Source organism: Brevibacillus sp. BD137 (assembly GCF_041644655.1).
Taxonomy (GTDB): domain Bacteria; phylum Bacillota; class Bacilli; order Brevibacillales; family Brevibacillaceae; genus Brevibacillus; species Brevibacillus brevis_D.
Genome location: NZ_JAOTNO010000011.1, coordinates 158,686 through 184,482, shown reverse-complemented (window position 1 = coordinate 184,482; position 25,797 = coordinate 158,686). Strand labels below are relative to the sequence as shown.

30 protein-coding genes and 1 pseudogene are annotated in these 25,797 nt (G+C 44.7%); 6 read left to right on the top strand and 25 right to left on the bottom strand.

What is annotated here, in order from left to right; translation table 11 throughout:
• Positions 1-165 precede the first annotated feature (165 nt).
• The 4 genes from ODZ53_RS22110 to ODZ53_RS22095 form a co-directional block, all read right to left on the bottom strand.
• Positions 166-963, bottom strand: coding sequence for an ABC transporter permease (locus ODZ53_RS22110; RefSeq protein WP_142498333.1), 798 nt, complete (start codon positions 961-963; stop codon positions 166-168).
• Positions 964-966: 3 nt separating this feature from the next.
• On the bottom strand, positions 967-1,761 hold the full coding sequence (locus ODZ53_RS22105) for an ABC transporter permease (protein WP_012684784.1): 795 nt from the start codon (positions 1,759-1,761) through the stop codon (positions 967-969).
• Positions 1,754-2,764: an ABC transporter ATP-binding protein gene (locus ODZ53_RS22100; protein WP_372680064.1), complete on the bottom strand. Its 1,011-nt coding sequence runs from the start codon at positions 2,762-2,764 to the stop codon at positions 1,754-1,756. The genes ODZ53_RS22105 and ODZ53_RS22100 overlap by 8 nt, the downstream gene beginning before the upstream one ends.
• Positions 2,765-2,853: 89 nt before the next feature.
• Positions 2,854-3,696: a protein phosphatase 2C domain-containing protein gene (locus tag ODZ53_RS22095; protein WP_372680062.1), complete on the bottom strand. Its 843-nt coding sequence runs from the start codon at positions 3,694-3,696 to the stop codon at positions 2,854-2,856.
• Between the two features lie 150 nt (positions 3,697-3,846).
• Between ODZ53_RS22095 and ODZ53_RS22090 the strand changes: the two genes are divergently transcribed.
• The 5 genes from ODZ53_RS22090 (at position 3,847) to ODZ53_RS22070 (ending at position 8,043) form a co-directional block, all read left to right on the top strand.
• Positions 3,847-5,133, top strand: coding sequence for a glutamate-1-semialdehyde 2,1-aminomutase (locus ODZ53_RS22090; RefSeq protein ID WP_142498331.1), 1,287 nt, complete (start codon positions 3,847-3,849; stop codon positions 5,131-5,133).
• A gap of 79 nt (positions 5,134-5,212) precedes the next feature.
• Positions 5,213-5,353, top strand: a complete 141-nt coding sequence (locus ODZ53_RS22085; RefSeq protein WP_012684780.1) for a hypothetical protein — start codon at positions 5,213-5,215, stop codon at positions 5,351-5,353.
• 223 nt (positions 5,354-5,576) lie between these two features.
• Positions 5,577-6,257, top strand: a complete 681-nt coding sequence (locus ODZ53_RS22080; protein ID WP_188067252.1) for a zinc metallopeptidase — start codon at positions 5,577-5,579, stop codon at positions 6,255-6,257.
• A gap of 95 nt (positions 6,258-6,352) precedes the next feature.
• Entirely contained in the window at positions 6,353-7,168 is an 816-nt protein-coding gene (locus ODZ53_RS22075) for a pyrroline-5-carboxylate reductase family protein (RefSeq protein ID WP_372680059.1), read from the top strand.
• Between the two features lie 23 nt (positions 7,169-7,191).
• Complete coding sequence (locus ODZ53_RS22070) at positions 7,192-8,043, top strand: NAD(P)-dependent oxidoreductase (protein ID WP_372680057.1); 852 nt, start codon at positions 7,192-7,194, stop codon at positions 8,041-8,043.
• Between the two features lie 81 nt (positions 8,044-8,124).
• Here ODZ53_RS22070 and ODZ53_RS22065 read toward each other — a convergent pair.
• The 12 genes and pseudogenes from ODZ53_RS22065 to ODZ53_RS22010 all read right to left on the bottom strand — a co-directional run.
• A pseudogene (locus ODZ53_RS22065) lies at positions 8,125-8,344 on the bottom strand (RNA-guided endonuclease InsQ/TnpB family protein); the annotation flags it as partial.
• A gap of 341 nt (positions 8,345-8,685) precedes the next feature.
• Complete coding sequence (locus tag ODZ53_RS22060) at positions 8,686-9,204, bottom strand: hypothetical protein (RefSeq protein ID WP_372680055.1); 519 nt, start codon at positions 9,202-9,204, stop codon at positions 8,686-8,688.
• Positions 9,188-9,640 (bottom strand): hypothetical protein, encoded by a 453-nt coding sequence (locus ODZ53_RS22055; protein WP_372680053.1) that lies wholly within the window; start codon positions 9,638-9,640, stop codon positions 9,188-9,190. Before ODZ53_RS22055 ends, ODZ53_RS22060 begins: the two co-directional genes overlap by 17 nt.
• A 174-nt stretch (positions 9,641-9,814) precedes the next feature.
• Positions 9,815-11,050 (bottom strand): IS110 family RNA-guided transposase, encoded by a 1,236-nt coding sequence (locus ODZ53_RS22050; protein ID WP_372680051.1) that lies wholly within the window; start codon positions 11,048-11,050, stop codon positions 9,815-9,817.
• 344 nt (positions 11,051-11,394) lie between these two features.
• Positions 11,395-11,718, bottom strand: a complete 324-nt coding sequence (locus ODZ53_RS22045) for a hypothetical protein (RefSeq protein WP_372680049.1) — start codon at positions 11,716-11,718, stop codon at positions 11,395-11,397.
• Positions 11,719-11,892: 174 nt separating this feature from the next.
• Positions 11,893-12,057 carry a hypothetical protein gene (locus tag ODZ53_RS22040; protein WP_372680047.1) on the bottom strand — a complete coding sequence of 55 codons (165 nt, stop codon included), beginning with the start codon at positions 12,055-12,057 and terminating at the stop codon, positions 11,893-11,895.
• A 4-nt stretch (positions 12,058-12,061) separates the two neighbouring features.
• Complete coding sequence (locus tag ODZ53_RS22035; RefSeq protein WP_372680045.1) at positions 12,062-12,529, bottom strand: hypothetical protein; 468 nt, start codon at positions 12,527-12,529, stop codon at positions 12,062-12,064.
• A 246-nt stretch (positions 12,530-12,775) separates the two neighbouring features.
• On the bottom strand, positions 12,776-13,273 hold the full coding sequence (locus tag ODZ53_RS22030; RefSeq protein ID WP_372680043.1) for a hypothetical protein: 498 nt from the start codon (positions 13,271-13,273) through the stop codon (positions 12,776-12,778).
• Between the two features lie 28 nt (positions 13,274-13,301).
• The gene (locus ODZ53_RS22025) at positions 13,302-13,781 is read right to left on the bottom strand and encodes a hypothetical protein (protein WP_372680041.1); all 480 of its coding nucleotides are present in this window, start codon (positions 13,779-13,781) and stop codon (positions 13,302-13,304) included.
• Positions 13,782-13,943: 162 nt separating this feature from the next.
• Positions 13,944-15,185 (bottom strand): IS110 family RNA-guided transposase, encoded by a 1,242-nt coding sequence (locus ODZ53_RS22020; protein ID WP_372680039.1) that lies wholly within the window; start codon positions 15,183-15,185, stop codon positions 13,944-13,946.
• Positions 15,186-15,305: 120 nt separating this feature from the next.
• The gene (locus tag ODZ53_RS22015) at positions 15,306-16,085 is read right to left on the bottom strand and encodes a recombinase family protein (RefSeq protein ID WP_372680037.1); all 780 of its coding nucleotides are present in this window, start codon (positions 16,083-16,085) and stop codon (positions 15,306-15,308) included.
• The gene (locus tag ODZ53_RS22010) at positions 16,082-16,348 is read right to left on the bottom strand and encodes a hypothetical protein (RefSeq protein WP_372680035.1); all 267 of its coding nucleotides are present in this window, start codon (positions 16,346-16,348) and stop codon (positions 16,082-16,084) included. The genes ODZ53_RS22015 and ODZ53_RS22010 overlap by 4 nt, the downstream gene beginning before the upstream one ends.
• A 163-nt stretch (positions 16,349-16,511) precedes the next feature.
• On the opposite strand from ODZ53_RS22010, the gene ODZ53_RS22005 reads away from it, so the two are divergent.
• Positions 16,512-16,718: a helix-turn-helix domain-containing protein gene (locus ODZ53_RS22005; protein ID WP_054977408.1), complete on the top strand. Its 207-nt coding sequence runs from the start codon at positions 16,512-16,514 to the stop codon at positions 16,716-16,718.
• Here the strand turns inward: ODZ53_RS22005 and ODZ53_RS22000 are convergent.
• The 9 genes from ODZ53_RS22000 to ODZ53_RS21960 form a co-directional block, all read right to left on the bottom strand.
• A complete protein-coding gene (locus ODZ53_RS22000; RefSeq protein WP_372680091.1) occupies positions 16,620-17,000 on the bottom strand; it encodes a hypothetical protein in 381 nt (126 codons plus the stop codon). The genes ODZ53_RS22005 and ODZ53_RS22000 overlap by 99 nt on opposite strands.
• Before the next feature lie 233 nt (positions 17,001-17,233).
• Complete coding sequence (locus ODZ53_RS21995; protein ID WP_054977423.1) at positions 17,234-17,842, bottom strand: helix-turn-helix domain-containing protein; 609 nt, start codon at positions 17,840-17,842, stop codon at positions 17,234-17,236.
• Positions 17,843-18,516: 674 nt separating this feature from the next.
• A complete protein-coding gene (locus ODZ53_RS21990; protein ID WP_237900162.1) occupies positions 18,517-19,044 on the bottom strand; it encodes a hypothetical protein in 528 nt (175 codons plus the stop codon).
• A gap of 35 nt (positions 19,045-19,079) precedes the next feature.
• Positions 19,080-21,953 (bottom strand): late control protein, encoded by a 2,874-nt coding sequence (locus ODZ53_RS21985; RefSeq protein ID WP_372680032.1) that lies wholly within the window; start codon positions 21,951-21,953, stop codon positions 19,080-19,082.
• Between the two features lie 22 nt (positions 21,954-21,975).
• Positions 21,976-22,344: a DUF4280 domain-containing protein gene (locus ODZ53_RS21980; RefSeq protein ID WP_372680030.1), complete on the bottom strand. Its 369-nt coding sequence runs from the start codon at positions 22,342-22,344 to the stop codon at positions 21,976-21,978.
• Between the two features lie 38 nt (positions 22,345-22,382).
• Positions 22,383-23,006 carry a hypothetical protein gene (locus ODZ53_RS21975; protein ID WP_372680028.1) on the bottom strand — a complete coding sequence of 208 codons (624 nt, stop codon included), beginning with the start codon at positions 23,004-23,006 and terminating at the stop codon, positions 22,383-22,385.
• A complete protein-coding gene (locus ODZ53_RS21970) occupies positions 23,006-23,518 on the bottom strand; it encodes an imm11 family protein (protein WP_372680026.1) in 513 nt (170 codons plus the stop codon). The genes ODZ53_RS21975 and ODZ53_RS21970 overlap by 1 nt, the downstream gene beginning before the upstream one ends.
• Before the next feature lies 1 nt (position 23,519).
• Positions 23,520-24,137: a hypothetical protein gene (locus ODZ53_RS21965; RefSeq protein ID WP_372680024.1), complete on the bottom strand. Its 618-nt coding sequence runs from the start codon at positions 24,135-24,137 to the stop codon at positions 23,520-23,522.
• Positions 24,138-24,155: 18 nt separating this feature from the next.
• On the bottom strand, positions 24,156-25,628 hold the full coding sequence (locus tag ODZ53_RS21960; protein ID WP_372680022.1) for a contractile injection system protein, VgrG/Pvc8 family: 1,473 nt from the start codon (positions 25,626-25,628) through the stop codon (positions 24,156-24,158).
• Positions 25,629-25,797 lie beyond the last annotated feature (169 nt).

Genomic DNA, 25,797 nt, shown 5'->3' with positions numbered 1-25,797 from the left:
CAGCTCTGCGGTCTATTTCACAACACAGTATTGAGCCGCACCCCTTTGCGGGAAGCGCCTATTGTACCGACCGTTCCGGTTGCAGCCGGGACGGTCGTTTTTTACTTTATGCTTCTATATCTCGTTACATCTAATATTACCACAACGATTTCGGGTTATAAATCATCAAGAACCAGCTCCCCGATATTTCGTAACACCCCAGTTCCAAACGAGAAGCCCAATCCCGAAGAAAATAACAGCAACTACCGGCGTCATTGCCGCATACGTATACCAGACTTCCTTGCGTAAAAAGTAAGCCGCTGGATAAACACCCACGAAGGCAAACGGCAGCACGTAGGTGAGCACAAAGCGAATAGCCTTGTTGTACACATCTACCGGATAACGCCCATATTGCTGGATGTTGTAAATCATCGGGGCAATCCCTGTTCGCGAGTCGGAAAAGAAGCTAACCGCAGCAATCGCAGTATACACGCCACCGTAAATCAGTGCCCCACTGATCGAGAGCCCGATAAAGATGAACACGTCGTACCAGTAAAACGACAAATCGAGTTGAATGGCAGCATACCCCATGATGATGATTCCAGTTATGACGCCAAAAATGCGGTCTGGTGCAATCGACTCGAGGCACACCTGCGCCAGATTGTGAATCGGTCTCGTCAGGATGCGATCCATCTCGCCACGGATGATATACCGTTCATTGAAGTCCCAAAAACCGAAGAACATCGAGAACAATGCGTATGGAACCAAAAAGAAACCATAGATAAAGATAATCTCGTCACGCGTCCAATCCCCCATCAGCGGAACATGAGTGAACACAACAACAATAAAGACGAGATTGATCAACTCAGAAACCAGATTGGACACAAAATCTCCAAGAAAATCCGTTCGATAGGCAAGTCTCGTTTTGAAATACTGGCTTAGGTAGTCGGCAAAAATACTAAAAATATGTCTCATGTTTTGCATGCTCTACCCTCCTTGCACAACCAGCTTGTTGCGGGCAAGACGCCACATCACCAAGATGGGGACCAGTATGACAAACATCCAGATGAACTGAAAACCGATCAATTCCCAAGAGCGTTCCGTTGAAATCGCACCTGTGAAGATCAGACTCGGATAGTAGTTGACCGCCTGGAATGGAAGATAGCCCATTACCGTTTGCGCCCAACCGGGGAAAAAGCTGATCGGCAGCACGAGACCAGACATCAGATCTACCACGACCCGCTTGGCTCGCATCATGCCATCGTTTCGGAACAGGAAGAAAGTCAACAAGCCTGTCACCAAATTGATTTGTGTATTGATCAAAAACGCACACATCAAGCTCAGCAAATAAAGCCCCCATCCGGTCGCTGTAGCCGGGAAGCTGAACGGAATGATCAGGCTGATAAGAAAGATTCCTGGACCCGCGAAAAAGAGAAAGCGAAAGATCCCTTCCCCAAACGCCTGCGCCGTTTTCACGGACAAGTAATTATAGGGGCGTATCATTTCGATCGCGACCTTGCCTTCTCGGACGTCCTGGGCTATTTCTGTATCGATGTTGTTAAAATAAAACGCCCGCGACATCCATGCAATCGCAACGTAGGAAGTCATCTGTTCCACCGTAAGCCCGCCCAGCTGCTGCTGGCCTCCGTAGATCGCTCCCCATAAAAAGTAGTACGCACCGATGTTGATCGCGTAGATGATGATCCCGCTGTAATAGTTCACACGATAGGCAAGCATAGTCAAAAACCTCATGCGGATAAGTTCCATATAAAGCTTACGCATGGCTTCTTACCTCTTGGTCTGAGGAATAAATGTTGCGAACGATATCCTCTGTGCTCGTCTCCTCGATTTTCACGTCACTGACTTCAAACGATGACATGACCGTCGACAAAACAAAGGGCAGCATTTCCTGACTTCGCGCTACTTTTACATTGAGGGTAAAATCATTGATTTGCTCGATCTCACAAGGCATCTCTCCCAATGCCTGACGGAGTGCGGCTGCGGAAGTGCGCTTTTTCATTTGGAAGGACACCTCAGTGCCATTACCCCATTTTTCCTTGAGGTCATTCAGCAAGCCATCGAAGATCAGCTTCCCTTTGTCCATGACAAGCACACGTTTACAGAGAGCTTCGATGTCTGACATATCGTGAGTCGTCAACAAGATCGTCATATTTTCCGTCTCGTTCAGATTGCGGAGAAACTCACGGATTTTTTGCTTAACGAGCACATCGAGTCCAACTGTCGGCTCATCGAGAAACAGCAGACGTGGCTTATGAATCAACGAAGCAGCCACTTCACAGCGCATCCGCTGTCCGAGACTTAGCTTGCGCACTGGCTGACTGACGAACGGAGTAATTTCCAGCTCCTCAATCAAACGCTCCAGCCACTTTTCTCCTTCTGCTTCGTCAACCTTATAAACGCTTTTCAATAGGCGGAAGGACTCTAGTGGAGATAGATCCCACCAAAGCTGAGAGCGCTGCCCGAAAACAACTCCGATGGAACGAACATACTCTTCCCGCTGCTTGAAAGGCACAAAGCCGTTAATGACGATTTCGCCATCGCTCGGAGTTAAGATACCGGTCAGCATCTTAATCGTGGTCGATTTCCCAGCACCATTTTCCCCAATCAGCGCGAACATTTCCCCTTCCTCTACTGTAAAGGAAAGGTCATCCACTGCTTTTACCGTCTTGTACTCCCGACTGAACAAATCACGAAAAGCACCACCAAGGCCCGGTCTGGACTGATGGATGCGGAAATCCTTTTGTAAATGATTTACTTGAATCATGGAAAACCGTCCTTTTTTCTTCGCTTAAATACCATTTGTAGTGTATATGAGCTAATCGAATTGTGCAAAAGGCAAACTGCACCAAACTGTTAATGAAGAGAAAGGATCATGCCCGTTTTGTCGTCAGACTTTTTGAATCGAATATAGTGGATGCATTCGGGATCGTTATTTTCTAGAGAAATGAGCTCGTCTGTATAACGTTGCAGCCCTTTATGTACGATCGGCAGCACCGTTTCTTCCCACTCCGGCTGTGCTCCACCTAAAGCTCTCGGCATGAACAGACCGTCCGTTGCCAGCACCAACGCCTTCACGCCAACTCGATTCATGCGTCCATACTCAATAAAATCCCGACAGGCAGCATCGCCATTCAACACACCGTAGCCCCCTGGTCCATTCGCCTGATAGCGGTTATGGATCAGGATGTCCATACATCGTTCGTACAGCTCTGTTCGGGTACACAATCCTTCGTTAATTCCTTCTTCCCACTTCGCCAAGGCCGCCTGTTCCAAATGGCTGACTTGCGTATGGGTCAGGGGTCTTACCATGTCATCATCATAAACGGCAAATATCATGCAATCTCCCAACTGCGCGTACTCGATTTGGGCATCTTTTACACGGACGACTGCACAGGCCGCTCCCCACAATGCTTCCTTTTTCTCAAGATCGATGCCGCTTTGCCTCATCTGCTCCCGGAGAGCTTCGTTTATCATCTCCAAGTAATCGTGCAAAACTGCATCCTCAGGGATTGATTCCAGCTGCTTTTTTACAAGCTCAGCCGCGATAGCTCCGCCTGTCTGTCCTGCTGCGTTCTCATACGGGATCAGCGACGTAATGCCATCGATAACCGCATACACATGCTTGACCTGCTGAATCACATAGGCGTCCTCATTGCTTTTGCCGCTTCCTTTCATGGAGATGCACTCAAGTTTCATGATGACCCCGCCTTTACCCATGGAGTGATTTGCTTGAAAATTGTATCATTTTTCCTTTCCTTCATCTATAGCTCTCCGTTCATATCCAGTTGTTGAACTGCTGTGGTAAGATAATGAAGGACTTTTTCCAAAAGAAAAGAGGGAACATGCATGAAACGTGAACGATCCGCGCAACTGCACGAGCAAGCACTCGACGTCATTCTAGGCGGGGTAAACAGTCCTTCCCGCTCTTTCAAGGCTGTAGGCGGGGGAGCACCCGTAACGATGGAACGTGCCCAGGGCGCGTATTTCTGGGACGTGGACGGCAATCGATATATTGACTATTTAGCAGCATATGGCCCCATCATTACTGGCCATGCACATCCACATGTGACCAACGCGATTTGCGAAGCGGCTACCAACGGGACCCTTTACGGTACGCCTACTCCATGGGAAATTACCTTTGCAAACATGATCCGCGAAGCAATTCCTTCGATGGAACGCATTCGCTTCAACAACTCCGGTACAGAAGCAGTCATGACTTGCATTCGTGTAGCACGTGCTTATACCGGACGTGTCAAAATCATCAAATTCGCGGGCTGCTACCACGGCCACTCTGACTTGGTGCTGGTTGCTGCTGGCTCCGGGCCATCTACCCTAGGGATTCCGGACAGTGCAGGTATACCACAAAGCATTGCCAGCGAAGTCATTACGGTACCTTTTAATAATATCGAGGCTTTCGCAGAAGCTATGAGTAAATGGGGAAGCGAAACGGCTTGCGTCCTCGTTGAGCCGATTGTCGGCAACTTCGGTATCGTAACGCCTGAGCCTGGATTCTTGGAAGAAGTTAACCGCATTACGCATGAAGCGGGCGCACTTGTCGTCTACGATGAAGTGATCACAGCCTTCCGCTTCTGCTATGGCGGCGCACAAAACCTCCTGGGAGTTGAGCCTGATCTGACTGCATTGGGCAAAATTATCGGCGGTGGTCTGCCAATCGGCGCTTATGGCGGTCGTCGGGAAATCATGGAGCAGGTCGCCCCACTCGGACCTGCCTATCAAGCAGGAACAATGGCTGGTAACCCTGCTTCCATCCGTGCGGGAATTGCCTGCCTGGAGGTATTGAAGCAGCCGGGCGTGTACGATGAATTCGAAAGACTGGGCGCCCTGCTTGCGAACGGAATCATCGAAGCGGCAAACAAACACGGCGTAACCATCCAGCTCAATCGTGTAAAAGGGGCATTGGCTGTTTACTTTACGGACGAGCCTGTTCACGATTACGATGCAGCTCAGAAAGCGAATGGGGAAGTATTTGCTCGCTTCTTCCAGCTGATGCTGAACGAAGGGGTATGCCTGGCACCATCCAAATATGAAGCTTGGTTCGTGACGACAGCTCATACAGAAGAAGACATTCAATTCACCATCGCAGCTGTAGACCGCGCCTTTTCTCAGCTGTAAACCATTCCCACGTCCTTTCGCATCCATCCGTGGAAATAATAAGCCTGTTCACGATTATGTTTTCGAGGAGGATATTTCGGTGTCCAAAGGTGAAAAATCATATCCGCAGGCTCCTGAAAAGACGTTGGATTCTAAAATGAGCAGTAAAATGCTCGAAGTGAAGGGCTTTCAAACCCCGCGAAAAACCGAGCATCATAAAACCCAAAATCACGACAGATAAGTATCAAAACAGACACATTCCCAATCATACTGACGAGGAATGTGTCTGTTTTTTTGGCATGCGGCAACATTGTCAATAATGGTCAGAGAATGTACAATAAATTAGTGAAACTGCCATAGGACTTATTCGTATACATGAATATGGGACAGAATGTAGTAGTAAGGTTACATGTATGGCTTAGCAACATTCGTTTTCATAGATTACAACGAGGAGTGAGTGTGGAGTGTTTTTCCATCCTATGGATTTCCTGATTCTGATTGCATTCGGACTGTCGCTCTGGGCACAATTCCGTGTGAAAGGAACTTTTAACAAATTCGCCGAAGTTCCTACCTCCTCCGGTCTAACCGGTGCAGAGGCCGCCCGCCGCATGCTCGATGCCAACGGCTTGACGAACGTTCCTGTTCAACACATCCCAGGTACATTGACCGACCACTACGACCCGACTGACCGTGTCGTACGCCTGTCTGATCCTGTATACTTCGGCAACTCGATTGCCTCTCTGTCCGTTGCTTGTCACGAGGTTGGCCATGCAATTCAGCACAAGGTCTCGTACCCGATGCTGGTAGCTCGCCATCGCATTTTCCCAGTAGTCAACCTGGTGTCCGGTGTGGCGCCATTGCTGCTGTTGGCTGGTTTCTTCTTTAAAATGGCTGGCCTCTTGCTGATCGGGATTATCTTCTTCTCCGGAGCAGTTGCCTTCCAGCTCGTCACACTGCCTGTCGAGTTTAACGCAAGTAGCCGTGCAAAAGACCTGATGCTCAGAATGGGCTTCATCCGCAATGAAGAGGAACGTGGTGCAAGCAAAGTACTGGGTGCAGCCGCTCTGACGTACGTAGCTGCCGCTCTAATCTCTGTTCTGGAGTTGGCGAAGTACATCATGATTTTCCGAAGCTCTGACGACTAATCTGTTAAATGAAACATAAAGGTACAGCTCTCTCACATGGGAGGCTGTACCTTTTTTCATGAGCCTACGTTACAATAAAACGGGGGGTTTTTCACATGCGAATTGGAATCATTGGACTAGGCAGTATGGGTCAAATGCTGGTGAAATCACTCTGTAAAAGCGGTGTGATCCAGCCCGAGCATATCACCGTCTTCAATCGAACAAGAGAAAAGGCTGAAAATCTGCAAGCATCACATGGCATTCTCATAGCCGAAAGTGCGCAAGAGGTGTGCAATAAGGCAAAGCTGGTCTTCCTCTGCACAAAGCCACTGGATATCCTGCCTGTACTGCGTGAGTTGTCTATCCCTGAAAGTGTACATATCGTTTCTGTAGCAGCAGGTGTTAGCATCAAGGATTTGGAAACCGTCCATGCAGGTGCTGTGAGCAAGGTAATTCCTACCGTCACTTCGCAAGAACTGCATGGTGTATCTCTATTTACATGCAGCAGTCGAACAAGTACAGAGGATCGCAATGAGCTTCTCACCCTCCTGTCTTCCATTAGTCAATCACAGGAAGTATCCGAGATCGAGATCGAAACAGCGACGATCCTCACCAGCAGCGCCCCAGGACTGATCGCAGGGATTCTTGATTCGTTCGCGCAGGCAGCCGTTCGCAAAACACCAGAGCTTGACTTGTATACTGCGAGAAGCATGCTGGTGGAAACGATGCTGGGAACCGCTCTTTTGCTCAAAAACGAACAGCTTAGCTTCGACCAGCTAATCGAACGTGTTGCTACCAAAGGTGGCATTACCGAGGAAGGCTTGCGTGTTCTGGATAAGACGCTTCCTTCTGGATTTGACGAGTTGTTTGCGATGACAGAATCCAAGCACGCTGCTATGAAGATACTTGTCCAACAACAAATAAAAGCATAAAACGCGGATAGGAGAACAAGACGATGATCATCGGTTGGATTGGTTTGGGAAACATGGGCATACCAATGGCTAGCAATTTGCTGGCAGCAGGCTACGATGTACGTGTCTGGAACCGTACACCGGGAAAAGCTGCACCATTGGTGGCATTAGGTGCGAAAGAGACTGCGACTTTGTCCGCGCTGGTGGCACAAAGCGATGTACTGTTTACGATGGTAAGCGACGATGATGCCGTAAAAGCAATCTATACAGGCTCAGACGGTCTCTTGAGCCTGTCCATTCAAGGCAAGCTTGCAGTAGATATGAGCACGATTTCACCGGATACATCCCGTTTTCTTGCCGAGCAGACCAAACAAGCTGGGCTACGCTTTCTCGATGCACCTGTATCTGGCAGTGTAGGACCTGCAAAAGAAGGGAAGCTCGTCATCATGGTAGGCGGCGAGCGGGCTGATTTTGAGGTAGCCAAGCCTCTGCTGGACAAGCTGGGCAAAGCCGCGTTTTATTTGGGACCAAACGGAGCGGGTACATCTGCGAAGCTGGCGATCAACCTGCTGCTCGGCATTACAGTACAAGGTGTGTCTGAAACATTACTATTCGCACGATCCCTCGGCATTGGTACGGAGCAAATGCTGGACATCATTTCCGAGAGCGCCGTAGGAACACCACTCATTCGCGGAAAAGCGGCTTCCATCCTCGCTGATGACTATCCGGCTGCCTTTGCCCTAAAGCATATGGCCAAGGACCTTCGCCTTGCGAATGAAGCAGGCGTCTCTACCCCATTGGCTGAATCCGTAAATGCTACCTATCGTCATGCATTGGAATCAGGACTTGGTGAGCTCGATTTGATGGCGATCCTGCGTCATCTCGAGGGAAAATGAATAATACTCCTCCCACTTACCTCCCGGTTGAAGTGGGGGGTTCTTATGTGTCGTCGTTACTGGACGCTTAACACAAGTGGCGGTAAATGCCGTTGGAACTTCTTTTCGTAAGATATTGTAGGCTCCATTCACATCTGCATTCAGCAAGGTTCCGTCTTTCGAACGATACAAGCCACGCTTCATCCGTTCTCCTGAAAATAAATAGGCTTGTTTACATTCTCCATGGCGTTGGAATGTCATCATGGTCCAAAAAACTCGCTTTAGATGTATAGGATTCTTCTCTTGTAATGACGTTGATACCGCTTGTATATCTTGACCGATTTCAGGTAACGACTTCTCGCCCTGAAACACGTCTCCTTTGCTCACCCCGAGAATCACCACCACCGTCAATCAGTTCCCACGATATGAACCATGTACCCGTATTAGATTCCTGACGAAGGAATGGCCTGTTACCCGCCAAATCTTTCATTCCAGGCATGCAAAAAAGCTCATTCCTACTCATGGTTCAAGTTAGAAAGAGCTTTTAAAAGTTTATCAAGCGTATTTGTCAAGTTTTTAAGTGTTTGGTTTGTTGGTTGTATTGTACGATCTTGTTGCTTGGGTTGTAAATGGGTATTTTCCCTATTGAAATGATTAGTTCATTCACGAATTATTGATATCCATTTTTTCTAGGTTTGGAAAACTAATGTCTGTCTCTGGCCTATTACTATGAAAATCAATCCAATTGTCTAAAACAAAAGCCGCACTACCACAACTAAAACTTCTATCGCTATCAAATCTCAATTTACCACCTCTTTCAAAAAATTGAATAATAGGTTCATAAATATCTTGTACTTCTAAAGCTTCTGGATACCCTTTTTCAACAAGATAGGCAAGCTCTAGATAATTTTTACATATTTTGTAATGTATAGGGTTAATAATATCAGGTAAACTCTCCTCTACTATTTTTTCAATTTCTAGGAAAAAACTATTATTTTCAATTTTTATAACTCCAAGTGGGCTCCCCATTGGACTTTGGGAAGAAAAATAAGGTTTAAAGAAACAAGCCATTCTTCGTAAATATTCACCTAACAGAACAGAATGAGATTCTTTCGGATTGTTTTTTATGTTCCAAATAATTTTGTTTATCCGTTGAACAGCATTATCAAAAGACAATATCATACTCATCACCTTTTTTAATTTTATAAAATGTCGAACTGTTCTCCTTATATCCAGGAAACGTCCCGAATTCAGGTTGATCTACAGCGTTATCATGTGCTCCAGGTGGTTTTGACTTCCAAGTTTTTGACTCAAAATCCGATGAATCTGGATGTCTATAGTATTCTCCTTTGTTGTCCATCCTATCTTTTTCATCTAGTTCATGTGCTTTTAACTGCTGAAACCACTGTTTCTGCGCAGAAGTAAATTCTCCTTCCAGCACTTTATGAAATGCATATGTTACTTCAGGGTCAGGTGTTAATCTGGACTTATAAAAATATAAACCTTTTTCATCATAAGCTGGAAAATCATATTTATTTAGAAATAGATGCGATTTTAAATCTATCGCATCTTGTAACTCCAAGCCAGTATTTTTGGCAAATTCTTCGATATTTTTCAACCCCGTACTTCTTATTTCTTCGGCTTTCTTTTCAGCAGCTACTTCAATCTTAAATTTTGTTTGTTCTTTAGGGGGGGCACCATATCTTTTTGGAGCTTCACCCGTCCCCTATGTTGTAAAGCTAAACTATTAAAAAGGAACGGTGGTTGCTAGATGTACTAGCAATACCACCTGTCAGCTTGCTTGTTTTTCTGCTTGTTCAGGGAGACGGAACGCTGTTTTGTGCTTCATCATGCCGTAGATGATGTTGACTAACCGCCGCATGACACATACCAAGGCTTGCGTTGGTGTTTTGCCTTCTTCTTTCTTGCGGTTGAAGTATTCGTAAAAGAGCGGATTGCGTGGCTTTTTGCTCCCTTTTGAAACTTGCACTTGCTGGACAGCTAGGTTGTAAAACAAACCATGCAGTATCCGATTACCCTGTCTGCTTTTTTGGTTCGTACCTTTGCCGCCGGAACTGAAATTGACAGGGGCTATCCCTGCAAAACGTGCCAGTTTATCTGCGCTGGCAAAACGGTTAATGTCGCCTATTTCTGCCACTAGAGAAGATGCCGTTACCAAATCTATGCCTGGCATCGTTTCTAGTTGGTAGTCTAGCCGTTTCATCATACCTTGCAGTTCGTCTTCTACATACTCAATTTCCTTCTTGTTGAACTGTATGTCCCGCACATGGCTCTTGATTAGAAAGTCTCGTTGTTCCTGATAGCTTCTCGTTGTATCACCATCTGCTTGTACAAGTGCCAATATTGCTTCTGCCTTCCTTGTCGAACACGCATTGCTACTTGATTTCCGTAAAAACTTCGCAAATTCTTCTACCGAGACACCGTTCAGTACGTGTGGGGCAGGGTACTTCTCCCAAAACGCTAGCGCACATTTGCCGTCGATGTCGCTAAAGAACTTTTTGTAACTGGGGTAATGGTAACTGAGTTGCATGTGCAATTGGTTTTTAAGGGAGATCAATCCCTTTACCAAGCCATTCCTTCTCGTCACCAGTTGACCAATCGTCCAGTATACGTCTTGCGGGTTTGCGTCGGGCAAAATGTCCAACTTGTTTAACAGGATTTTTGCTACACACTCCGCATCCCAGCTATCGCTTTTCTGTGTGGTCGGGTAACTTTGGCGCTCGGCATACGACAGTGCGGAGTTGACCTCCTTCACCTTCTGTTTGTTTTCCAGCAGGTACACCGCTAATGCCCTGCCGTACCCGCCCACATCTTCCAGCCCATACACAGGGGTCATGCCTCGCTTCTTTAATTGCTTGACATACGTGGTCAGTTCTTCAAAAGCGGACGGCTTGTTCTCAAACGTCACTTCCCCCAGTTTTTCGTTCCAGCAGTTGATCACCACCGCCGTATGAGTTTTCTTGTGCAGGTCAACTCCAATGTAAATATGCTTCTGTTTGTAGTGCATGCAAGGCATCACCTCTGTCTATGAAGTACGTTGAAAGGTAAAAAAATGTCGGCAACCTCAGCTCAAGCGTTAGTCAACAAGTGACCCGCAACGGGACGCCAGCCAATCCATTTTCTAATCGTTCAACGTCTCTATACCTACATATATTGAAACTTCAATGATTTTTAAGTACCTTGCAAAAATATTTTTCGACAATCCCTACACAACGGGTAAACAGTGATGCGTAGTATACGATAATTTCCAAAATCTGCACAACCCTGTATGTTTCCTGTCGTTTTCCTCTGCGAGAAGGTCGTATACTGTATATACGAAATCGTTACACCAATCGCTGTTGAATCTGCGGTTTATGCTGCCCCCAGCAATACCCCACATGGTACTTCAACTAGCGATTCCCATTGTTCCCTTGCTAACCAGTTGAAATCTAATTGATACTGGGCGGCAAGGGTTTCTTTTACCCCTGTTCGTATACGGCGATCATACATATCCACTCCGTCCCTCATGTTGCAAATCTGTTCTGTCCTTCTTCTAGGGAGTTCGCTCCAGTCTGGCACAACTGCCGCAAAATATTGTTTGTTCTGCTCTGGTGGATGTCCGTGCATATCAGTCAGCAGTATTTTCTTATCAGGTTTGTAGACAATCTCAATGCGGCTCAACTCGTGGTCAAGCATAATCTTTTGCTTTTCCCATAGTTCCAGCCTTTTGTCGTAAATACGGCAGTATCCGTTTGTTTTGCGCTGATGTGGAAGTCCGAAATACCTCGTGGTTTCGTACCTGCTGCAGTAAAATGTCCTTGCTTGTACACTTGAATTGGCTTGCTGCCTAAGAGCGTTGGGCTGCATACGTTATTCTTTAGACTTCATTGCCTTGCGTTCCCAATATCTGCGCTCGTACTCTTTCGCTTTCAAACGGTTCTCCGGCTTCTGCCGCCATTTGCGCCTATACTCACGCTCATACTGTCTTCTATATTCCCGACGAGCTTCTGATGCTTTCGGACTCAATGACATCATTGGCTTATCCCTCCAGTTCAGCTAACCGTTCCGTTTGAACAGCCAGGCATCTTGCTGTTTCCTTCATTTCTTCTTCTGCTCGTCGTATCATTGCTGCGGCTTCTTCTTTCACTTTTTCAAGCTCTGTTTGTTGTTGAGACAACATATTTTCGTTATAGGCACTCTTTTCCTTTAGTACACATGCTTCAATTTCAAGTTCATTCATGTTGCGAATCGCTTCTAACCTCTCATGAGCGTCTAGTTGATCTGCTAATGAGGTCAATTTTTTTGCTTGGTCAAGCAACTGATTTACTTCTGTCATCACCTGTGCGTCGGTTCGTCCTGACTGTTCCAGCTTATCTTCTTGGTTTCTTAACTCTCTGGCTTGCTGGTAATGCTCCACGATTTGTGCTCTAATCGCTTCATACTCTGCTTGTGCCTGTGCAATTAATCCTGTTCCCTCTGCTGTCGCTACCTGTTCACGTTTTGCCATTCGTTTCATCCTCCTTTGATTTTGAACATGCAAAAAAAGCTCATTCCTACTCATAAAAACAAGTTGGAAAGAGCTTTTGAAAGTTTATCAAGTGTTTGTATTGTTTAGTGTTTGGTTTGTTGGTTGTATTGTACGATCTTGTTGTTGGAGTTGTAAACGGATTTACACAAAACTTTTGACAGACCCGAATGTTGGTTTAAATCGCCACTAGGCAGCCCACTCAATATTGAAAAAAGTAACAATAGTTTACTCGGCACAACCATTATCTAGCGCATCCAAGGTTTCATCACTAATATCTAGTGGTTCCCTTTCAACTCGATTTGCAAGCGAAAGAAGATCAGTAGCACCAGCTACATTCAAATAACCTGCCCTTATAAAGAAATGGCCACCTCTTTCATATAGCTTTATTGCTGGCTCAAACAAATCTTTATTATCAATAGCAATTTGATTTCCTTCATCAATGAGTGCGTTTAACTCTAAATAACTGGTAGCAATTTCTCTAACATAACTATTGTCAATCTCCTTTAGTATTTGTAATTCATCAACACTCACTTGTGACTTAGTTATCGAATTTGAAATGATAATAAAAGGATACCTACAAGGACCAGGATAATATTGGAAAAATATTGATGCTCTTCTTAAGTATTCTTTACTCAAATGAACATGTGATCTTGCTTGCTTGTTTCCAATACAACTCCAATCTATTGCAGAAATACGCTTAATTGCCTGATTAAAATTTTCCATCAATTATTTCGCTCCATCTTCTCTATTTTTATTGCCCAAAAACTTTTTTCGAATAATAGTCATATGCTCCAGGGAGTTCAAATGAAGGTTGATCAGAAGCTACATCATGTGCACCAGGAGGATCTGAACCAAAATCATCACTATCTTTTTGATACGAACCAGGATTTTTATATGGGTAGCCTTGTTTCATTTTTTCACTTTCAGTTAATTCATGTTTAGCTAACTCTTGAAACCACTTTTTTTGTTTTGGATCCAGCTCACCTTTTTGCGCTTCTTTCCATATAAACCCAACTTCTAAATCAGGAGTAAAGTGGCCAACTCTATAACTTTGATTATCTAAAGGGATGTTATGTGTATCAAAAAACATGTGTTGTTTCATAGCCCTAATTTCTTCTATTGTCATACCAGTATTTTTTGCAACCTGCTCAATATCAGTCATACCAACACTTCTAATATCATCATAATCCTTTGATGCAGCTTTATATTCTTTTTCTTGAAATTCATCCATAAATGTGGGTTTATAATCATCTACACGCTTGTATTCATTCCAATCAACCTTTTTAAGGGTAGGTATTGATTCAGGAACATTACCCGTCCCCTAAGTTGTAATCTTAAACTTGGGAATAAAGAAGGTGGCAATCGGTTTACCAATTACCACCATTCTATCATCCTATCCTGCTTGGCGTTCCGTTAGGGGAGTAGCCGCCCTGTATTCCGTTTTGTTCTTCATCATGCTGTAGATGATGTTTACAAGCCTTCTCATCACGCATATGAGGGCTTGTTTCTTTGTCTTGCCTTCTGCTAGCTTCCGCTGATAAAACTCGTGCATGAGGGGATTACGCTGTTTCTTGTTGCTTCCTTTGGCTACTTGGATTTGTTGGACTGCTAGGTTGTGAAAGATGCTGTTCAGCACTCGATTTCCTTGTCCGCTTGCTTGGTCTTTGCCCTTGCCGCCCGAACTAAAGCGAACAGGAGCAATTCCTGCAAAACGTGCTAATTTATCCGCTTTTGAGAAGCGGTTAATATCACCGATTTCCGCCACCAGTTGAGAAGCGGTTACGACATCAATGCCATCCATCGACTCTAATTTGTAATCTAGTTGAGGCATGACCTGTCGAAGTTGAGCTTCTGTTTCTTTAATCAGTTCTCTGCTTCGTTTCATGTCCTGTACCATGTTCACAATGAGGAAGTCTCTGGATTCTTGGTAGTTTCGCTTTGTCTCCCCATCCTTCTTTACCAATTCCAGAATTCCTTCTGCTTTACGGGTAGAACAGGTGTTATGGCTAGCTTTGCGAAGATAGGTTGCCAGTTCCTCTTCCCCCACCGACTCCAAGTGATGTGGTGCAGGGTATTCTTCCCAAAAGGCAAGAGCGGCTTTCCCGTCAATGTCACAAAAGAACTTTTTATAGGACGGAAAGTGGTAGCTTAGTTGTTGGTGCAATTGATTTTTCAATGAACTGGCATGTTTGACCAATGCTTTACGTCTTGCCACCAGTTGCCCGATTGTCCAGTAAATATCCTGTGGATTTGCTTCTGGCAGTTCATCCAGTCTGGAGAGCAAAACTTTGGCGATACAATACGCATCCCAACTGTCGCTCTTTTGTGTGGTGGCATAGCTCTTACGCTCATTGTAGGAAAGGGCAGAGTTGACTTCCTTGACGATTTGTTTTTTCTCAACAAGATGAACGGCGAGTGCTCTACCGTTGCCGCCCGTGTCTTCCAATCCATAGACAGGAGTCATTCCTTTTTTGCAATGCTTCTTGACCCACTTCATCAAATCATCGAAACTGTTTGGCTTGTTTTCAATTTGGATTTCATCCAGTTTTGTATTCCAACAGTCGATAATGACGGCTGTATGGTGGGCTTTATGTAAATCTAGTCCGACATATATATGCTTTTGCTTGTAGTGCATAAAAGGAATCACCCCTGTATACAAATTCTTTGATGATTAGGAATAGAATGGGGGCAACCTCAGTTCGAGCGTTACTCTTTCGAGCCGCAATGGGACGCAAGCCTCTCCATTCAGTTCCTGTTACAGAATGGCTTCATGCAAGCCAACTGCTTGTATATCTCCATAGCAATATGTACCGCTATAAAAATCACGTTTGTCTAAGATTCGTTTAACTTGTACTTTTGTAAACAATCTGCCTTGCCCAGTTGTATAGCCTTCTTGGTTCAAGGTTTCAGCTATTTGGGTTAATGACCAAGCAGGATGCTGTTCCTTGATTTCAAATACTCTACGAACGGTCTCGGCGTGTCTCTCGTCTACTTGGATACACTTCTGCCCTTTCTTGGCTTTGTATCCGAATGTAGCTCTACCACCTGCATAGCCGCCCTGTTGGGCTTTCTTGCTCCTTCCTCGACTTAACTTCATAGCGATTTCAAGACGTTGGTAAGCGTCTAGCAACTCCATCAAGCCGTTAATCAGGAAGTCATTCGGGTCTTTCTTGTAAATGCTGTAGGTGGGTTGTTCGATGCTCCGAACGTCCACCCCGTATTTTTTAAATTCTCTGTGAACCAGAACCTTCACAATGTCAGACCGCCATAAACGGCTTGTATGGAGGACGACAACTGCATCAATGGTTTTACTGGCTAGAGAGGCTAACATGCTCTGGAAGCCCATTCTGTCTACTTCAAGAGCATCCTCGTTAACCTTCGCCCCACTGATACCTTCGTCAACATATATGTTCATCAAGTTCCATCCTTGCTCCTGACAATAGGAGCGGATTTCATCCTTTTGGTACGCTAAACTGTAGCCATCTTTGGCTTGTCCGCTAGTCGAGACTCTTACGTAACCGATGACGTTCTTCATGTTGTCGCTCCCTCAGTAAACTGCATCTCACTCGTAATTAACGCCAGTTCTAACTTGAGTTGACAACATTCCGTACGTAAATCCATCTCAATACGATTAACGGCTAATACAATATCCTCTATGGCTGTACGCTGACAACGAAACCCTTCCCGAATGGTAAAGTCCAAGATAGCAGATTGATAAGTGATACAGGTTTTCAATTTCTCATGAACAACAGCTTCTCTCATCTGCAACTGTTCCAGTCTATGGATTAAGTGATTCATGTTATCTCCCCCCTCCGTAACAGTAATTGAGATTAATGTAACGCCTAATAGATACAAACAAATTATATATCTACTAAGCGATACAATCAATCACTTTTATTAGACCCACCCAATCCGTATACGTATAATAGAAAGAGGTTGTTGTTCGGAAAGAAGGTTGGCTATGCCTATTATCGTGAAACTCAAGGAAATACTGGCTGAAAGAAACATGTCCCAACGCGAACTAGCCAGACTTACGGGATTAAGACCAAATACAATCAGTCATCTATGCTCAAATGAAGTCGATAGAGTCCATCTCAGCACGTTTGAAGTCATATGTAAGACACTCGACATCGAACTTCATGACCTTATCGTTATGGAAGATGAGTAGCACATTGCCGCACCCCTTATTGCCGACTATAGGCTCGTAGAACCACGTTATCGGCAGACACACCCCCATCTTTGTAAAAGTCTTATGTGTGTTCTCAGAGCCATTAAGAGAGCCGCCCGACAGGGCAGGACGGAGAAGGGCGGCGGCGGAACTCTTTCTTTGATTCTTGAATAAAGTATCCGCAAAAGAGTTATCCGCCGCTTTTACCAATCCCCTCCAAGAATCAAGAATCTCCCCCGAAAACGCAGACCGCCGCACGGCGTCTGCTGATTCTTCTTTCATTGATTCTTCTATTGGTTCTTCTTTATTGAGTATTGTTTATGATTATTATTAGTGAGACTATCTGACGCTTCATAACAGACTTTATGTCTATCATCCAGACTCCCTGTCCTTCTAAACCGACTCTATGTCTAAATCGTGGACACATTGTCTACAGCACCCTTTTTGCATCCTTCAACAGACTATTTGACGGTTATTAGGACAGAGAGTCTGCTGAAATGACAGACTCATCATTTTTACCCGTTCACATCGGACGGAAAGCGTTTGGTCATCTCAGCTTTCAGGAACTGAGCATAGCTTTCCAGAATCTCCTTCTCAGCGAATTTGTCAATGGGCAGTCTTCTTTCATTGAGTCTTTGAAGTTGGTCAATATACGACTTGTATTCGTCACGCTTGACCATGCCCTGAATCCAAAGCGTCAACTCTCGCTCGTTTACTTGCTTCCGTACGCTTCCGATAACCTCATGGGTCTTTTCCGACATTAACAGATATGGGTGGCAATGCAGATAATTCGAAAGGGAATAGGTGTTATTCTTACCCTGACTGACTAGAATCATCTTCTTGTCTGCCAATTCCTTGATATGGCGTTCTACTGACTTTGAACTGCATCCGATGTTTCTAGCCATCATTTCGATGGTCGGATAGCATTGACTTTTGTCGCTCATATACGCGATCAGGTCAATCAGAATCAGCTTTTCATATTGTGTTAAGCCGTAGCACCGATGAATTTTATGCGGCACTTTGGTAAACCCCTTATGTTGTGACGTAAACTGACTCTCTTGGCTCACCTTGTCCATGTACTCATTTGCGGCTTGATTATTCTTAATCAACCAGAAGTTACTCATTTTCATTACCATCCTTCTCATAGTTTTATGCCGCTGCATGGCGGCTATGAAGTTAGGAAGGTGGCTAGCCTACACGTTACCTTACCTGTTATATGTCAACTGGTCGTCACCAGATTCATTTCTCCACTGTAACAATCGCGATAACATGCCATTCTGTTGCTGATAAAATCAAAAATATTTTCGATTTAGCCCCCACTACTATTAATTGTCGTGCTACACATCCTTAAAGGTGCGATTGGTTAGTTTCTCATCCTCTCTATCAGGGCGACGTTCTTTACAGTTGCGATTGATTTCAAAAAACTGCGAGAAAACGAAGCTAACAAAAAACAGGTCAATCATGGTGGTATCTGACCATAATCGACCTGTTCGATGTAATGCTATTACGTTAAATAGGGTATAAAATTAAAGCTTCATGTGCGTACAAGTAAAATGAAGAAATCTGTGTACGGGTATTACATGCGTTAAGTCTGTAATTGGTAGAATGATGGATTCATTCTCCACCGGGTGGGGTCTTTTGGGGAGAGCCGCCATTTGTTTGTACTGTATAGCAATAGCGGCAGATAATAAAGAAACCACAATACGGGCGTCTAGCTCGCATTGTGGCGTTGTTGAATGTACTTATATGATATAGCTTTCGAACTGAAAGTTGTTTGACTGAAGCCTATTTTTAATAATTATTTCGGTATTGTCTCATTCCAATTTGTGTCGAGTTTATCCAAAGTTTTTTCACTAATATCCTCTGGTTCAACCGTGCTCATTTCTACAGAAATAATTCGAGAACGTGCAGCCCTTCCATAGGTTAACTCTCCATTATGGTATCTTATCCTCCCTCCTCTACTGAACAGCTTGATAATAGGAACATATAGTCCTTGGAATTTAAGTGCTACGGATTCGTTCTCACCAGATAAATATGCCCATTCCAAATAACTTTTGCAAGCTGATTTGACTAACCACTCATCCTTAATTTCGTTTAATTCATCGCAGTATTCATATATTTCAATTGGCAATTTTATACCGCACATATCTGCAGCACTAAAAACTGCCAGTCTCTTGTTAGGTTCGTGATCTATAAAGTCATAAAATTGAGAACCTCTCCTTAAAAACTCATATATTAATATTCCGTGTGAAGGTTTGTTAGGTTCTTCATTTTCCCAATTAATGTTTCTTATAATGGTTCTAGCATCTTCAAACATCTGATTCAACTAAGCGTCCTCCTAAAATAAATTTACTTATAGAATTATAAAATAGTCTCATCCGCTTTAAAATCTGGGAAGTCTTTTGGTGGAAGAGGTGCTAGATCATGAGCTCCCTCGTTAGGTGGTTTTCCAGTTAATCCTTCTTTAGGATTCCATGATTCAATTTTACGATATGGCATTCCTTCTTGCATCATTTTACTTTCCGCTAGTTCATGGTCTGCTAATTGTCTAAACCATGCTTTTCCTGCAGGCGATAATTCCCCTTGAAGTGCCTTTTCCCACCCATAAGCAATATGCATATCCGGATGAAAATAACCCGTATAATAATATTTTCCAGTAATAGTATCCGGTAAATTAACATGCTCAGTTAAAAACAGATGTTTCTTCAATTCAATAGCTTCTTCCAAACTAAGTCCTGTGTTTTTGGAGAACAGTTCAAGTTCATTCATATCTAGACCTGTTCTTCTTAACCTATCGTATGTCTGTTGAGCAATTTTTTCTTGCTTAATAAGTGGTTCAAATTTTATAGGCTCTCCTCTCGGTTCAATAGGTTTAATTGGTGGTACATTACCCGTCCCCTCATTATCTCGCTTATTATTCCCAGTATGATTGTTATGCCCGCCACCACCATTCCCGTCCCTCGAATAGAACATCGGCCTACCTGTATCGGGAACCAGCTTGGAAAATCCTTGCATACCAGCTAAAAGACTATTAATCATCTCTTGCATATCTTTCAACGCATCTTCAACAGTCTTCGCCTTTGTTTTGAACTTCCCATCCAGCGTTTGCATATCTTTTTTAATAGAGTCAAAAAGCCCGAATAATGGAGTTCCATTTCCGTCGCTTCCATCTCTGCCGTTACCATCTGGCGTGCGATCCCTATTTGGTCCATCTGGCGTCCGTTTGGCTGCTGTAGTTACTGTCTTCATAGCGGCTCCACCCATTCCACCTGACAGTCCACTCGCGATTACCTCAGCACCTATGACATCTACTCTTCCCGTATTCCTACCTCGTTGGTAGCTTTGCTCCAGTGTTCTTTTTAGCTTTGCTTCTTTACCTCCATACTTGTCTTCGAAGCGGTGTAGCCAATTCATCCCGACCGGAATAACGTAGTCCTGCATGGCGCTCTCACCGACTTTTGTACCAGCCGCTTGTATATCCCCCCAGATTTCAGGTAACGACTTCTCGCCCTGAAACACTTCTCCTACATAGTTTGCCGCACTCGTAGCTTTTTGTTCTGTTTCTTTTGCTAAGTTGTTCCCCTCGGTTAACGACTTAACCTTAGTTCCCCTAATGTTGGTGACCTTCTCACCCTCATCACTCGCTAACAATTGTACTCCCGTGTAGGCTACATCGACAACATCTACGGCAAAGTTCCATAGCGACGACAGGGTCTCTTCAACGACTTCACCTTCCCCTTTGGCTTCCGCCGCATCGTGATCTGCGAGTCGTTTATCTACCGCGCGCTGCCAGCCTAGACTCTTAATATCTTGTTCAAACGGACTCAAGATAGGTAGAAACGAATGACTCTTCTCCGCATCCAGAAGAATCTGATCGCTGCTCGTGTCGTTCTCTTCTACTAAAGCGATCGTATCCGTAGCTGTATCGAGGTACATCCCTCCCGAACCCACCATGTAGACAGCGGCACCATTTACATTCAGCTCTCCTGACGCGTGAATGTTTACATTCGTGTTACTGTTCAGACTCGCACCCCAGAGGCTACTCAGAGAAATTTCCAACGCACCTTCTTTGGCGGTCATCCTCAGTTCGGTGTCTCCCATAGTGAATTCTTTTCCTTGTGGGATGCCAAACGATTTGACTCCCGGGTCCACCATTCGCTTATCGTTCTTCTCGACAAAGCTTCCCTGTGGCGCATGACGGACAGAGTTGATGACCATCGCATCGTCCTCATCGGCACCTGGGAAATACAATTTTACTTTAGAGCCGATCTCCGGCATGAGGTATAGGATTTGGTTGCCTTCCGCCCCATACGGGAACCACTGTGCCTTGCTCTTATCTTGCGTTTTATCGATATCGAGATGGATTTTAACTTGGTTTCTTCCGATTTGAATAATTTTCCCGTCGATAGCGGCACCGATGATGGCTTTGTTATAGATCTTCGCTTGTTTCACACTTTTGCGAGTTGCGCAAACATACGTCCACCTGAATAGACCATCTACCATGCTTGCTATTCGCTTGGTAATAGCGTAGGTCTGCCCCTCTCGCAACACTTCATCCCCAAGCTCTAAAACATCGTCGTATCCAAACGTGTAGGTTCTATATGGTGCGATGGACTGGTTAACCTCGTATGGCCTGTCTTTCAGCTTGATCTGCTTTCTTCCCTCTGGTAGACCGACCCAGAAGCGCACCTTATTCGCACTCACATCTGGTACGAGGACAGCCCCTACGTGAGAGGCAATTCGTTTTAAAAATACCCAGTCCGTCTCTTCGTACTGCATGATGTATTTGCCCTGTTTGAGATCATCGAAGGCATTATCGATCATATCTCCACCAGGATACTTCGACACGAGCTCATCTACGATACTTGAGTACAATCGGCTCTCGTCTTGAAAAGAACACATCTTCACGCCCACATCCATGGCATAGGTATGCGATACAGCTTCCACCGTCACATAGTGGACATCACGGACAACCTTGATCTCCACATGATGTAGTCGTCCGATAAATATCGACTTCTTCTGCTTTCCTACCTTCTGACACAGCTCAATTACGTCGTGGCTGCTTGCTCTATGTATAATCTCATCTTCTTTTTCTTCGGGGACAATACCTGTAAAGTGTAATCTTGCATGTTCGCCAGTTTGATGGACAAATTCCAACCGATCAAGTCGAATCGTTCCATAGGACCAGACAATCTGTATATCCTGGTAGGTCATGACTCCATCAGTTCCCTGCATAAACCCCTCTCCTTCAATCACATCAATCCTGCCCATCCTTTTCAATCGTAATAATCCCTTTGACAGTACAAATCAGCTCCGACTTACTGAGTAATGCTGGCTCGTTTTTGACCAGTACATCGTGCTTTCCATCCGTCCACTTGTTAGCGATCATCGGTCTACATACGGTTCCTGTGTCCCTGCAAATACCAAAACATCCGATATTGGCATCGACAACGTTATCGGCAATATTCATGACTGGTTTACCACGTGCGTATACTCCGTGGCATTGCGGCAAATTTAAATAGCTGGTGTCTGTTCCCTCACTGCATTTTACCGTTGCCCCACGTACAACATAGGAATACTCACCGTGTGCCTTCGGAGCCAGAAGTTGAAGCAAAGACAAAAGCATCTCCCTACTCCCCTTTCGTTACATAACATTGCAATAACTCATACCAGTCGCATCGTTCGAATCAAGGCTCTAGCTAATGGCTGCCATACAATCACTTCGTCAGCTGTGAAATGGAAGCTACCGAGCAGCAACCTCTCCTCTAATGCAGTAACAAACAAGATTTGATAATACTTCCCGTTCTTTAGCGGTATGACGAATTCGCTACTCGCCACCTTCACTTCACTGAGCTCAATCACTTCGTTATGTACGACTTGCAAGCCCGCTTGCTTTTTTTTAAACTGAATCGTCATTGTACTCAAAAATTGCTCTACATCGTACATCTGTATGTGGTACGTCATATGTGTCAGACCAAACATGACTGTGCCTTTTTCATTTTTGTAAGTCATCTGATCGTGATGGTGAGTTGTATTTCCTTTTGATTCGATCCCTCTAGGAATCAGCCACATAGACGTTGGGAGATGAATCGCCATCTGCTCGTCGAAAAATAGCTTCTCTTCACAATAAATCGTTTGCCCTTCGTACTTAATGACACCAAGCTGCACTCCTGCCAGCCATTCTTCAGGTGACATTTGTGCCATCTTCTCTTCTACTTCCTTGATTTCACGTCGTTTCTGGATGTCATTCCAGGCATCCAAGATCTTCTCATCCCAGTAGACGGTCATTACTCCCTCCGTTGCACCTGCTCTACTTTTTGTAAAACGAACCCCGTATAGCTTCTGCGCAGTAAGCTTTCTGCTGCATCAAGACTCACCACGATATACGGCTCCAAAATTCCTTCAATGGCAAAAAAATGATGCGCCTTGACCTTTTCGTGGTCTAACACAAGTCTCTTTACGGTTCCATTTAGATAAAACTCGCTATCCTGTGAAAGACAATCCAAGGTAGGTATTTGCATGACCCAGTACACGTTTTGTGAGCCAGATCTCTTGTCTATCAAATGGACACATTTCCACTGAATTCTCGGATTGTATTTCTCGATAATCGATTTCATTTGTTGTGACATCATAGGTACAGGCTTTTCCAGCCAGTCTGTATACTCATTGAAGCTATGTTCAGCGACATCTAAAATCGAGATAGGCGGGAGCTGTTCGAAGCCGTCTTCCTTTCGTAGCCCCTGCGGCTTCACCTTTTGAGCGATTCGACTGTCATCCATGAGTTGGTAGTAATCTCTCAAGTCATCCCGCCCCCTTGATTTGATCTCGTGTGGAACCATCATCGATATGCACATCTTCGCTAAAGTCTTTAAACTCCCCGACTCTGATGCGCAAGCATTTCGCCTTATTTATCTCCGAATACTCTGGGAGTTTTGTAGCTTCTTGAATCGCTATCCGGATCAGATCCGTAACCATTTGACTAAAACAATCCAAGCGCTTCCATACCATATGCTCCACATCCGCTGTGTGTAGAACACCGATGTACTTTTTACGTTGCTCATCTAGAAGACGAATCAACGATGAAATCTCTTGAAAGGCCCAATTGGCGTCGTATCTGGCATAGCATTCGACAGGTTCCCAATACCATTGATCTGTATATGCCTCGACGAGGTAGGTATATGTACCTTCCATAATAGATGTCCTCAGCATGGAGTAATGAATAAATCCAACAGGTGCTAATTCCTCACGATCCTGCATGACTTTGATCCGATTTGCGATCTGTCGAAACGACTCCACAAACTCATCGACGAGCTGGGCTTGATGTTGATGGAAAAATAGCTGGACTGCCGCCACTCGTTCTGCCAAAGCAGGCAAAAACACCTGGTCGTGCAGATGCTGGAGTGCTTCTTCTTTCATCATGACCGTGTGTTCCTCCCATTAGTTCATTTTTATCTCTGTTCCCTTGATCTCGATCTTTTCATTTAATGAAATGGTGTTTCCTTTTCCAATCAGCTCGATCTTATCGGCTTTGACGCGTAGCGTTTGCCCGATCAGATATGCCTCTTTACTAGCACTAATGCTCACATTTTTATCACTCACGATCTCAATTCCGGTATTATCGCTGATTGTGATAGACATACCGCCTGCTGATATCACGATCTTATCTGGCGCCAGCATGATCTCCTTGCCGTATTTCGTACGGAAGGTCTTCACAGCCGGATCTTTCATCCGATCGGGACCCGCGCCCGCGCTCGGTCTTGGGCTACTTGGAGCGGAGGACTTTTGGGGAGCCGGAGATTTGGCATCTGGGTTATCTCGGAGCACCGAACTGATGGCAATACCGTCCTCTTCCTTTTTGCTCGGGAAGTAGATTCGTATCTGGTCACCTATTTCCGGCATGACATACCAACCTGTATTGTTCTCGGACGTATAGATCGTCGAATAAGGGAACCAGTAAGCGGTACTCTGATCCTGTTGATCATCCATGTCTAGTTTGGCTCTGATATTATCTTTTTGGATCTGAAGAACGCGCCCTTGGATAGAGGCACCAATGATCGCGTTGTTATACATTTTCTTGCGCGAGAGTCCCTTATGTGGAAAGAGCTTGTAGGTATGCGTTAGTATTCCTTCCTTCATTTCAGTGACGGCTTCTCCGACGACAAGCTTCTTGGACTTGAAGCTCACTTCATCACCGACTTCGAGGATCTGCGGGCTTTCCACTTCATATACCGTAAAATCTTGATCATCAATTCCTGGCACTCGGTTTTCCGAAGCGCTCTGATATTCCCCCACCCTCTTTTGTACCGTATAATGCTCGACCTCTAGCTTGCCTTTGTCCTTCCCTTTGGGCAGACCGAAATAAAATTTGGGTAGCTCAAAAGCCGTTGCAGGCACCAAGCCCGTATAGAATCGCGAGGCCATCCGCTTGAGAAACTGCCAGTCGGTTTCTTCATATTGCATCACAAACGTATTGATCGCCTTACCGTTCGTGACCGAATCAATATAATCGGCTTTCCCATATGTGGACAGCACCATTTTGACTAGCGCCGCATAAGTCATCGCTGGATTTTGGAATGAGCGTGTTCTCGGTTTGACATCCAATAAGTAGCTATGTGAAACAGCCTTCACTGTTAGGTAATAAATCCCCCTGACAGATTGGATGTTTACATTCGTCACGATGCCTTGAAACCATGGCTTCGGCTGCCCCTTCTCGTCCGTCAAAGCTACTTTGATATGCGTTTGTTCATTTGTTAGATTCACATAGCTGTCTTTCAGCTCATCTGGAATAATGCCCGTGATCGTTACCTTCGCGTGTTCGTTCATCTTTTTAACCACTTTTAGTGATTGCAAATGCGTGAATTTGTAAGGTGTCACTTGAATATTTCCATAGGTTAAAACCCGATTACTCACGTAGACTCCTCCCTCCGTGGATATATCCAATGTTCTATCTCCTATACCAAAATAGACCATTTTTAATAGCTAAACTAATGGTAGTAGTTGTTTCGATTGCCATAAATAAGCATAAAGTCCTTTTTTTATTTTCAATCTAGTGCTTTTTACCCTGTTTTTGGAAATATCC